Source organism: Tolypothrix campylonemoides VB511288_2 (assembly GCF_045999855.1).
Lineage (GTDB): Bacteria > Cyanobacteriota > Cyanobacteriia > Cyanobacteriales > Nostocaceae > Scytonema > Scytonema bouteillei_A.
Genome location: NZ_JBFPMW010000002.1, coordinates 808,036 through 819,272, shown reverse-complemented (window position 1 = coordinate 819,272; position 11,237 = coordinate 808,036). Strand labels below are relative to the sequence as shown.

At 41.0% G+C, this 11,237-nt stretch carries 7 protein-coding genes; 5 read left to right on the top strand and 2 right to left on the bottom strand.

The window, feature by feature from the left end; all coding sequences use genetic code 11:
* The first annotated feature begins 280 nt into the window (after positions 1-280).
* Together AB0756_RS07980 and AB0756_RS07975 are read left to right on the top strand one after the other, a co-directional pair.
* Positions 281-772 carry a TerB family tellurite resistance protein gene (locus AB0756_RS07980; protein WP_038077914.1) on the top strand — a complete coding sequence of 164 codons (492 nt, stop codon included), beginning with the start codon at positions 281-283 and terminating at the stop codon, positions 770-772.
* A 119-nt stretch (positions 773-891) separates the two neighbouring features.
* Positions 892-2,223, top strand: a complete 1,332-nt coding sequence (locus tag AB0756_RS07975; protein ID WP_038077916.1) for an aromatic ring-hydroxylating dioxygenase subunit alpha — start codon at positions 892-894, stop codon at positions 2,221-2,223.
* 127 nt (positions 2,224-2,350) lie between these two features.
* Here AB0756_RS07975 and AB0756_RS07970 read toward each other — a convergent pair whose 3' ends face one another.
* Positions 2,351-3,766 (bottom strand): AAA-like domain-containing protein, encoded by a 1,416-nt coding sequence (locus AB0756_RS07970; protein ID WP_038077921.1) that lies wholly within the window; start codon positions 3,764-3,766, stop codon positions 2,351-2,353.
* A gap of 551 nt (positions 3,767-4,317) precedes the next feature.
* Entirely contained in the window at positions 4,318-5,496 is a 1,179-nt protein-coding gene (locus tag AB0756_RS07965; protein WP_137986476.1) for a sister chromatid cohesion protein PDS5, read from the bottom strand.
* Between the two features lie 728 nt (positions 5,497-6,224).
* Between AB0756_RS07965 and AB0756_RS07960 the strand changes: the two genes are divergently transcribed.
* The 3 genes from AB0756_RS07960 (at position 6,225) to AB0756_RS07950 (ending at position 11,137) form a co-directional block, all read left to right on the top strand.
* A complete protein-coding gene (locus AB0756_RS07960) occupies positions 6,225-8,087 on the top strand; it encodes an NAD(P)H-quinone oxidoreductase subunit F (protein ID WP_038077927.1) in 1,863 nt (620 codons plus the stop codon).
* A 107-nt stretch (positions 8,088-8,194) separates the two neighbouring features.
* A complete protein-coding gene (locus AB0756_RS07955; RefSeq protein ID WP_050046410.1) occupies positions 8,195-9,724 on the top strand; it encodes an NADH-quinone oxidoreductase subunit M in 1,530 nt (509 codons plus the stop codon).
* A 99-nt stretch (positions 9,725-9,823) separates the two neighbouring features.
* Positions 9,824-11,137 (top strand): CO2 hydration protein, encoded by a 1,314-nt coding sequence (locus AB0756_RS07950; RefSeq protein WP_038077930.1) that lies wholly within the window; start codon positions 9,824-9,826, stop codon positions 11,135-11,137.
* The last annotated feature ends 100 nt before the right edge of the window (positions 11,138-11,237 follow it).

The following is an 11,237-nucleotide window of genomic DNA, read 5'->3' as shown; positions in this document are numbered from 1 at the left end:
GAATGAGTCCTATAAAACATTAGCCTATTATACGTAAGCCAGTAGATTTATAGTAATGTCATTTGTCATTGTTTTTTGTAAGTTTACTTAACTGTCTTAACTGTCCTTGCATTTTCACTCTCAATATTGAGATATTTAAACCTATAGAACCAGTAGCAGCGTATCAGCGATTCTAGAAAGAATTCAGTAGGTGAATATTCCTTAGAAACCTAGCAAAGAATTCTTTCATTTATATATACCTGCTAGACAATCAATTATCAAAATATCAAAGAGGTCATTAGTGAGCACCATTAAAGAAGTACTACCTGCTTCAGAATTTCTAAAAAAGAACTTAGGTATTTCCGAAATTCCTGTTGAAGCATACCTCAACTATGGATATGCATTACTTGCTATTGCTGGAGCTGATGGAGAAGTCTCAGAAGCTGAACTTAATTGGTTACTAAATCACCAGCGTATGGCTGGCGCTCCTGAAGATGCAATCGAGAAATACAAAACATTTGAATATAAAAAGGCTGACTTAGAAAATTTGCTTGCTAAGATTACAGTCGATGTTCCTACTTGGTCAAAATCGAGGTCATTACTGTATCACGCAATTCAAATGGCTCGCGCCGATGAGAATTACTCAGTTGAAGAGCAAAAAGCTGTTAAGAAAGCAGCTAAGCTCTTGAAAGTCGAGGATGACATCGCGCTTGCTCTTCATAGATTGGTAGAGACAGAAGAAGCAGTCACTGCACTACGTAAAGCGCTACTACAGACTGAAGTTTTGGCTTAATTGAGTAGATTCAAAATCTCCACCAGGGTGTGGAGTGTGGGAATCTACAAACAAATAGAGTGCAAGTTGCTATAAAGTTTGTCTACACCTCACACCCCTAACACCCTAATTTTTATTAAATGAAACAGGAATTCAATTTTTTTCAACATTGGTATCCTCTTTCGCCAGTCAAAGACTTAGATCCCAAGCAACCAACTTCAGTGACACTTTTGGGACTTCGTTTAGTCATCTGGAAACCCAAATCATCTGAAACTTTCCAAGTATTTTTAGATCGATGTCCTCACCGCCTTGCTCCCCTAAGTGAAGGGCGCATTGATGATCGAACGGGGAATTTAATGTGTAGCTATCACGGTTGGCAATTTGATAAACAAGGCATCTGTGCTCATATTCCCCAAGCAGAAAGTCCTGCACTCGCAAGCAAGAATAAAGAAAATCTATGTGCTATGGCACTACCAGTTCGTCAGCAACAAGATTTACTCTGGGTTTGGCCAGATGCAAAATCAAGCGAACAAGCCGCTAGTACACCCTTACCTTTATCACCGCAAGTAGATGCTACTATTGGCTTTGTTTGGACTTCTTTTGTACGAGATTTAGAGTACGACTGGCAAACTCTTGTGGAAAATGTGGCAGATCCGAGTCACGTTCCTTTTGCCCATCACGGCGTGCAAGGCGATCGCAATCGAGCAAAACCGATTCCGCTTGAAATTGTGCGATCGACACCCGATTTAATTGAAGCGACTACAAAAGGAAGTTCTCAAAGAACAATTACTTTTGAACCACCTTGTCGTTTGGAGTATGCGTTCAGTTTTGGTAATAATGGCAAACGCTTTGGGTTTGTCTCTTACTGTATACCTGTCTGTCCGGGTAAGTCTAGAATTATCATCCAATTTGCCCGAAACTTTGGCAAAACACTCTATCGTCTCAAACCTCGTTGGTGGGATCATATTAGCGAACGTCATTTGGTGATTGATGGAGATATGGTTCTTCTACAGCAGCAAGAGTACTTTCTCCAACAAAGGCAATCGACTGAAAGCTGGAAAACTGCATATCAGTTACCGACAAGTGCAGATCGTTTAATCATTGAGTTTAGGAATTGGTTCGATCGCTATTGTCACGGACAACTACCTTGGAGCGAAGTTGGAATCAGTGTTCCACAAACACGGAGTATAAACGCTCGTCGCCAACAAATCCTCGATCGCTACACGCAACACACTCAACATTGTCGTAGCTGTCGAGAAGCACTTTTGGTTGTGCAACGCTTGCAAGCAGTGCTTTTAATCTACTTTGTGGTTAATGTTTGTGCTGTTGCTATCCTTCCCGATAAATGGCGATTATCTCTCGGTTTACCCTTAATTGCGATCGCACTACTAGGTTTGGGAGTTTTTGCTTGGCTGAAGTTCTGGCTTTATCCGAGATTTTACTTTGTAGATTACATCCATGCACGCAGATAGACAGTTTAGTCTGTTTTAAGCGGGCAAAATGCCCGCATCACAAAAGAAGCGTTATATCTAGCCGATATCTGAAAAATATTTTTTAGACTTTCAATTCTTAAAGGGAACGCAAATAATGAAATGATAGCTAATGCAATATAGATAGTTGTTTTTGAAAATAGGCACGATAGAGTTCGCAACGCGGAACCAGACGTTCGCCAACGTATGCAACCAATCCTAAACTATGAAGCTTATAGGCTTCAATGGGGGAAAGAGCAATGCTTTGTTCTGCTTCAAGCAACTGAGTATATGCTCGTATTAGTGTGGGCTTTTCTTGCAGAACTACCCAATGTTGCCAGAGATGATGTTGGTAGACTCCTCCATTGGCAAGTGCTTCGGCGAGCAGATCGTCTAAAGCCATTCCTTGACAACATATATAATACAAAGCAATCCTCACGAGTGCTGGATGCCCGCCTATCAGAGACATCAAATTCCTAGCTTCTTTTCCAGAATTCCAATTCAGCCCGTACCGTTGCGCTAGTTCCTGAACTTGTTGCTGCGTGAATTCTGGTAGGCGTAATGGTAGCCCAATATTGAACGGAGAACGATTGATATCCAGGGAAACATAAACTTCAGTAGAGTAAACCACAACAAGTCTTAATTTTTGCCAGTTCTTATCCCGGCGTGCTTCTTCATACCACGATCGCAACAAAGGAAAAAACTCTTGAGCAAGATGAGGGTGTTCAAACAAGCAGTCAACCTGTTCTAAGACAAGAACTATCGGATTTCTAGATTGCTCGAGCAAGTAGTTTCTTAGGTAGAAGCTACAACTCAACTTACTGCCTATTTCTTCATCCCAGTGGGCATCTAAATTGGGCTCGATCCCTAAGTCTTTTGCCATTCGCCAACAAAAACAACGCAAAAACTGGTTGACACTTTTCAAGTTCAGTGAATCAATTTGCTGACAATCCAGCTTAACTGTATGATAATCTAGCTGTTGAGCAAAGTTTAACAACCGCAATACTAGAGAACTTTTCCCCATGCCTCTTGGCGATCGAATGCGGATAACACAGCCCGGTTGAGATATTTCCTGATAAACTGTGTTCTCAATCAGTGGATTTTCTATGTAAAATGGAGAATCCAGGGGAACTGGACCATCGGGATAGTGGCATATATCTTGATATCTGTCAAGAGTTTTGTTAAGGGAAGAATGAGCTTTTGCTTCGAGTAGACCTATCTCTTTTTCGTCCGCTTCCTGTGAAAGCGTTTCAGTCCCATCCTCCCCATCTAACTCGCTCACAATGCTGTAGTCCTCTTTGTGTAATTCTAAATTGAAGGCACTAAAGCAAAGTGTTAGAGTTCTCCGGTCCACACTTGTATTCAAAGACCATAATCGACTTAATGTTTTATTGGAAACTTTTACGCGATCGCTTAACTCATCTAAGGTAAAGCGCTCTCCATTGTTTTGTGCCATCTCAAGAGCCAAAATTGCAGCTTGCAACCGTTGTAACCCTGCATTGGTCAGCGAGACACCCCGTTTTCGTCTGATTTTGGATTGAATCATGTTGTTAATATATTGTCTTACCCCTCCTATTTATCTTAATTGTCTTAACTGCCTTTGTTGTAGCTTTTTCAAAGATAAAATTTAAAAAAAGCCTGAACTTTCTTCAAATAGGCTACTTTTTCGGTTTTCTGTAGGAAAAGTAGGAAAAGTCGTTACTGCTATATTCCTAAAATAAATCCAGAATATATTATTAGATTATATTATTCAACTTTTTTGGATAAATTACCTTACCTGATGCTTTCAATGGGATGCTAAATGATGATAATCCTAATGTTTGTTCTGGAACAGCTTTAGCTCTGAGTAATCTTGGAGATTCAAGAGCAGTTGAACTGTTTAATCAATGTTTGGAGGATGAAAGCTCTATAGTTTGCAAAATGGTTCAAAAGGCTTTAAACAATCTTTCCTAGTTATATCGCTGTAGCGTTTCTTTATTGAACTGGAGTGCAATGATAAATAATCACAAAGAACCTAAAAAAGATTGCGTTCATCTGCTACAGGCTGCGGTTCCTTAATTATTTGATGTATTTCACCTAATTGAAATCCGCTACCAATTAACGCTTTAGTCTTTCTTTTTTTAAGGTTTCTAAAGATTTACCTATAGACGTTGCTACATCTAAAAACTGTAAGGGTGAATTATTGATAATTTTGAGAGTACTGTCTAAGTTAGCGATCGCTCGCTCTAATTCAGGGGTAGGAAGCAGGCTAGCTTTTTGCTGAAAGCTCTGAGCAATATTGCTCAAGATATGTGTAGTGTATATACGATTCCCTTGTTCTTGACCCTGCAATTCCTTCATCAGTAAAGCAAATGCGGTTTCAGTGTGCGAACCAATATCGACTATCAAAGCAGAAGCTGCATGAATGCGAACAATTGCATTTTTATCTTGCAATGCGTTCATAACGACGGGTAGAATTTCAGAATTGTCTCGCCCAACGACCCCTAAAGCAGAGACAGCAATGGCTCGAACAGATGAATTGTTGTCTTTTTGAGAAACTTCAATAAGTGTTGGTATCGCTTGGGCTGCGTCTTTACCTATTTTGCTGAAAGCAATGGCAGTATTCCGACGAACTTCGTCATCCTTATCATATAATACCGATATTAAAGCAGGAACAGCTAGGTTATGTTCTTCGCCAATTTCACCTAAAGTAAAAGCCGCCGTTGCACGAACTTCTGCATTCCGGTCTCGCAAAGCTGCAATAATTTTTGGTACAGCAACTTTGGCTTCTACTCCAATCTTCCCAAGAGCTATGACAGCAGCAGAACGAACGGATGTTTCTTTGTCGTGTAACGCCTGAATGAGAGCCGGGAAAGCTGCTTTGGCTTCTTTTCCAATACTGCTTAAAGCGAAAGCTGCGCCAAAGCGAACATCTTGCTCTGGATCTTGTAAAGCGACAATCAGCACGGGGACTGCTTCGGCAGCAACCTCACCCATTAATGATAAGGCGCTCGTAGCACTCTTACGAACTTCCACATCTTGATTTTGCAATGCTGTCATCAAAGCGGGAACAGCTGGCTTACCAATAGAAACCAAATATTTTACAGCCTCCGGTTGCTGCGGACCTCTCTTAAGCTGCTGAATGTAAAAGTTAATTTGCTGCTGTGCGGGCTGCTGCGCTAGCGTTGTATCTGCTATCAATAATGGTGATAAAAAGCACAGAAAGATGGCTCCGATCTGAACGAGCTGCTTCTTTGGTTGTAGTAATGTCGGTCTACTGAAATATGCAAGTTTCAAGAGATGTTCGTGGGTATCCTAATCTTATAAGAATAGTATAAATTAAATTTTTAAATAAAAATTCTTAGTATAATTACGTAGCTTTTTGCGTTTGGACGTGGTTAAAAATTCAGGCGCATTCTTATAGTCAACACACGTATTTAGTCCTCGCAAGAACTGACGCATTTCTTTCGATAAATGATAAAGCTAGCTCTTGATTGTTAACTTTAGTAAAGTTTTTAAAAGATAGTCGGGGGACAATGCCCACCACTAAGACTTTTGATGGGCATTGCTTACCCTACTAGCATTGCAAAAATCACATAAGAGTCCCATAGTATATTCAGGCAGCATATAAAAATTAGCCTCGGTGCAAAGCGTTTCTGCCAAAAGATAGATAACTTATGGCTGCCATAGAGAAAAATCAATAACAATAATAAGAAATTTTACAATTATAAGATTTTCTTAGAGTAAGCATCTATTAATTGTGTAGTTCACTAATTTACTTTTGATGACAATAGAAGATAATCTATTAAGAAGATTAAACAACACTTAAATTTTCAATGCATATTTGCATTTTCGGGAAAACACTCTCCTTACCACAAGGTGACCGATTTTGATTTCCTCTTTTTTAGAGTCCTTTGATGCTTGGGGGTCTATTCAAGTAAGTCATCTTTGGTGGAGGAGAGAAAAAGTAACAGTTGTTATGTGATAACAGCGTTCTATTGTGCTGCAAATTTAAAGGAGATTGAATGGCTTCTTTTCTGCTTGAAAGTGTTTGGTTAATTCCTTGCTATTCTCTTGTTGGCTCTTGTTTAGCCATCTTTTGGTCGCCGGGAATCATTAGGCGTACAGGGCCAAGACCGGCAGGTTATATTAACTTAGTAATGACGTTTTTGTCGTTTGTTCATGCGGCTTTAGCATTTCCAGCAACCTGGAATCAAGTACCGTATGAAGTATCTATCCCTTGGCTGAGTACGGCTGGTTTAAATCTCTCTATTGACGTATCCGTCTCTTCTGCAAGTGTAGGTGCGATAATTGTAATCACTGGCTTAAATTTTTTAGCACAAATTTTTGCGATCGGCTACATGGAGATGGACTGGGGCTGGGCGCGTTTCTATGCTCTGCTGGGCTTGTTTGAAGCTGGTCTGTGTGCTCTTGTATTGTGCAACTCTTTGTTCTTCAGTTATGTGATTCTGGAAATCCTGACACTGGGAACTTACTTATTAGTAGGACTTTGGTTTAGTCAACCGTTAGTTGTAACTGGCGCTCGAGATGCTTTCTTAACAAAGCGGGTCGGAGATTTATTTTTGCTGATGGGGGTTCTGGCAATCTGGTCTGTGGCTGGAACGTGGAATTATACAGATTTAGCTCGGTGGGCAGAGACAGCTGATGTCAACCCTGTTTTTTTGACTTTAACGTGTTTGGCACTCATTGCAGGTCCAATGGGTAAGTGCGCTCAGTTTCCCTTGCATTTGTGGTTGGATGAAGCAATGGAAGGACCTATTCCCAGTACGATTCTACGGAACTCCGTGGTCGTTGCTACTGGCGCTTGGGTACTGATTAAGCTGCAACCTGTTCTTACCTTGTCTCCTGTAGCAAGCTCTGCTATGGTAGCAATTGGCGCAGTTACAGCACTGGGTGGTTCTTTGATAGCGATCGCCCAAATTGATATTAAGCGCTGCTTATCTTACTCTGTTAGTGCTTATATGGGTTTGGTGTTTATCGCTGTAGGAACTCAACAAGATGAAGCAGCATTGTTGTTAGTTCTTACCCATGCCTTAGCCGCAGCGCTTTTAGTCATGAGTACTGGTTCTGTTGTATGGAATAGCATTACTCAGGATGTCACCCTTCTGGGAGGACTTTGGTCGCGCCGTCCGGTATCGGGCATAGCTTATGTAGTCGGAATTTTAGGGTTAATTGGTTTTCCACCTTTAGGCGGTTTTTGGGCATTACTGAAACTCGCTTCCGGATTGTGGGAAACTCATCCTTGGCTTGTAGGAATTATCATAGTAGTCAATGCTTTAACAGGTTTCAGCTTAACGAGGGAATTCAGCTTAATTTTTGGTGGTAAACCAAAGCAAATGAGCGAGCGATCGCCAGAAGTCAGTTGGCAAATGGCTCTACCCACAATCGTGTTGTTTGCTTTTAATCTTCATTTACCTTTGGTGTTGCAAAGTTTATCACTGCTACCTGATTGGGCAACTCTCAATAAAGATGTCGCATTACTACTTATCTGGTCGAGTATTTTTGGTTGCAGCATCAGTGGCGTCATGTATCTAAGCAACATAATTGCCAAACCTATTCGCTTCCCTGTCAAGATATTACAAGATCTCCTGGCACACGATTTTTACACTCCAAAACTGTATCGTGGAAGTATAGTTTTGAGCGTTGACCTAATTTCAAAACTAGCAGACATTATCGACCGTTTCGTATTTGATGGAATTGTTAACTTAGTTGGCTTAATTTCCATCTTAAGCGGACAAGGTTTGAAATACAGCACCTCCGGACAAACACAGTTTTATGCATTTACCGTGCTGTTAGGAGTCGGTGTTTTAGGAGCGCTGATGAGTTGGGAATACTGGGGAGTTCATTTTATGAACTTGTTTTTTTAGTTTCAAGATTCTTGGGGACGAATAACGCTTGATATTGATAGAAAGCGATCGAACCCCATCAATCTATAAATAAAAACAAAAACACGTCTTTTAGATTGAACTTATCTATGTTGAGTACTTTGATTTGGCTACCTATTTTAGGTGCTGCTGTTATTAGTCTTTTGCCAAAAACTATACCTGCAAGTAATATTCGTTTAACAGCCCTAACCACTTCAGGAATAGTTCTTCTTTGGAATATTTTTCTACTGCTGAAATTTGATGTTTCCAATTCGGGGTTACAGTTACAGGAATATCTACCTTGGAATGAAACCCTTGGTTTAAGCTATCAATTAGGAGCTGATGGGCTTTCCATATTGATGCTGATACTAAATAGTTTGCTAACCTGGATTGCTATTTACAGTAGCAGTCAACAGACCGAACGTCCCCGGCTTTTTTATTCCCTTATTTTATTAGTCAGTGGAGGAGTTGCAGGAGCGTTTGCAGCACAAAATCTCTTGCTTTTCTTCTTGTTCTACGAACTAGAATTAATCCCTTTCTATCTGCTGATTTCTATTTGGGGCGGTGAAAAGCGAGCTTATGCTGGCATCAAATTTCTGATTTATACGGCTGTGTCAGGAGCATTAATTCTGGCAACATTCTTAGGAACAGTATGGCTCACGGGTTCAACTGATTTTAATTACAATACACTCTCAACTCAAACTCTATCCACAGCGCTGCAAATCATTCTTCTTTCCGGAATCGTACTGGGATTTGGTATCAAAATTCCTCTTGTCCCCCTACACACTTGGTTACCGGATGCTTACGTTGAAGCTTCAGCTCCCATTGCTATTCTTCTTGGTGGCGTGTTAGCAAAGTTGGGAACTTACGGGCTTTTGCGATTTGGGATGGCGTTGTTTCCTGAAGCTTGGAGTATTCTTGCACCAAGTTTAGCAATTTGGGGGGCAATCAGTGCTCTATACGGAGCGGTAACTGCCATAGCACAAAAAGACATCAAGCGCATGGTAGCATATAGTTCCATCGGTCACATGGGTTACATATTAGTAGCAGCTGCTGCTAGCACCCCTCTAGCACTTATTGGTGCTATTGCCCAAATGGTGAGTCATGGAATTATTCTGGCAATACTCTTCCATCTGGTGGGAGTTGTGGAAGCTAAGGTCGGAACTCGCGAGTTGGATAAACTGAATGGTTTAATGAGTCCGATACGCGGGTTACCAATGATTAGCACCTTACTCATTTTAGGAGGAATGGCTAGCGCTGGTATTCCAGGAATGACAGGATTTATTTCTGAATTTATCGTGTTTCAAGGTAGTTTTTCAGTTTTTCCTATTCCAACGCTGTTATGTGTCGCCTCTAGTGGTTTGACCGCAGTTTACTTTGTCATTCTTCTCAACCGTACCTGTTTTGGCAAACTTGACAACAACTTAGCTTACTATCCCAGAGTTTTATGGTCTGAGAAAATGCCTGCCCTTGTCTTGGCAGCACTGATTATATTTTTGGGAGTACAGCCTAAGTGGTTAGTGCGTTGGAGCGAGCCAACAACAGCAATGGTGACTGCTATTCCTCCTATTGAAAGAGCGATAAGCCAGGTACGGCTTGCGCCAAGGGCGATCGCGCCTCAAGTCGCTCTTAAAGAATGAAGGGATTGGTTAGTAGGTAGTCATTTAAACTTCTGTTGAAGAATTAACTAATAACTACTAACCATTAACGATATAGTCAAGTTCAAGGAAGTCAAAAACATGGTACAAACTCCAGAGAAAGTTCAAGCGAAATTACCTCCTTCAACCCATGAATTTGCAGAAATCATTCATCGTTTGGAAGCTGGCGGTGCAATGTTACCCGATACGCCAGAAAACTTAATGCAAATTATCGGTCTTTACAAGGCGTATGCAGTCCCTATGGACTTTTACTGGCGGGACCTATTATATATTGCCGAACATGTTTTTTTAAATCCTTTTCCCTTTTTTAAATACTTTATTTCTCAGGAATATTTAGACCGTCACAATCATTACGCTGGTGATGATGCTGAGTTAAGAGTTTGGCGTGGGGAAGCCAATGCTCACCCAGAATTGCTGGCATTTATGGAGAAGGGAGAAACCTTCAAAATGCCAAAGCTATTGCATCATTTATTCCACGATCGCATCAACATGGAATTTGCCGAAGCGTGTATGAGAGCAATGCTTTGGCATAGAGGTATGGGTGGGAAATTTGACCCTTACTTGGATACAGAAGAATACAAAGCTAACGCCGATAGAGCAATTAAAGCTTACTTTAAAGGCAATCCATTGATGTTAGGGCTCTACAAGCTGTTCCCAGATATGTTTCTCGAACAGTGCCGTCAGATGTCTTACTATGCTAATTTGGGGCTGTTCTGGGAAGTCATGGCTCCTGTCTTCTTTGAAATGTCAGATTTGTATGACGAAGGAAAAATTACAACTGTCCCAGAGGCAATGAACTTTATCGTAAATGGGATTTTTGCAGTTGCAAATCGTCCGATTTACCATCATGTTTATATCCGTGGTGAATGCTACGAAATCATCCCCAAATCTAAAGGATTTGTATGGCTGTATGAAGCAGCATTACCTTACGTAGAAGCTGTGTTCTATCGTACAGCACCCTTCCGAGGTACAAAATCCTACAATGCTCAAGCAAATCAAGTGCCAGAAGACCAAAAAGACTTCCACTACGGAATTCTCTATGCAGACGTTTTTCCAGTCGGTACTGCAGGCATTCCACCCACATTGCTGATGCAAGATATGTTGCACTTCTTACCACAATATCTTGTTGATTATTACAAGCAATATTGCCGGGGAGAGGAAGACATGTTGATTCAGTTGGGAATTAGTTTTCAACGGTCAATGTACTGTGTTACCTCGGCTGTTATTCAAGCATTACGGACGGCGCTTTGTCATCCCTTAGACGATCCCGATCCCGAACATTTACAAGCTAATAGAGACTTTTTTGAGGCTCAGTTAAATCGCTTCACTCGTCCTGAATACGGTATTCGCAATGCAGCCCGTCTGCGTGATATTCAACGCCAGGATTACCGTTGATATCTTTCCTCTGGAAAAAACAGGGTCAGCAAAAATCTGAAATAGCTTGCAAATCTAAGTTCGATCTGGAGTGTTACTCCACCCTAACCCTCCCCGATGC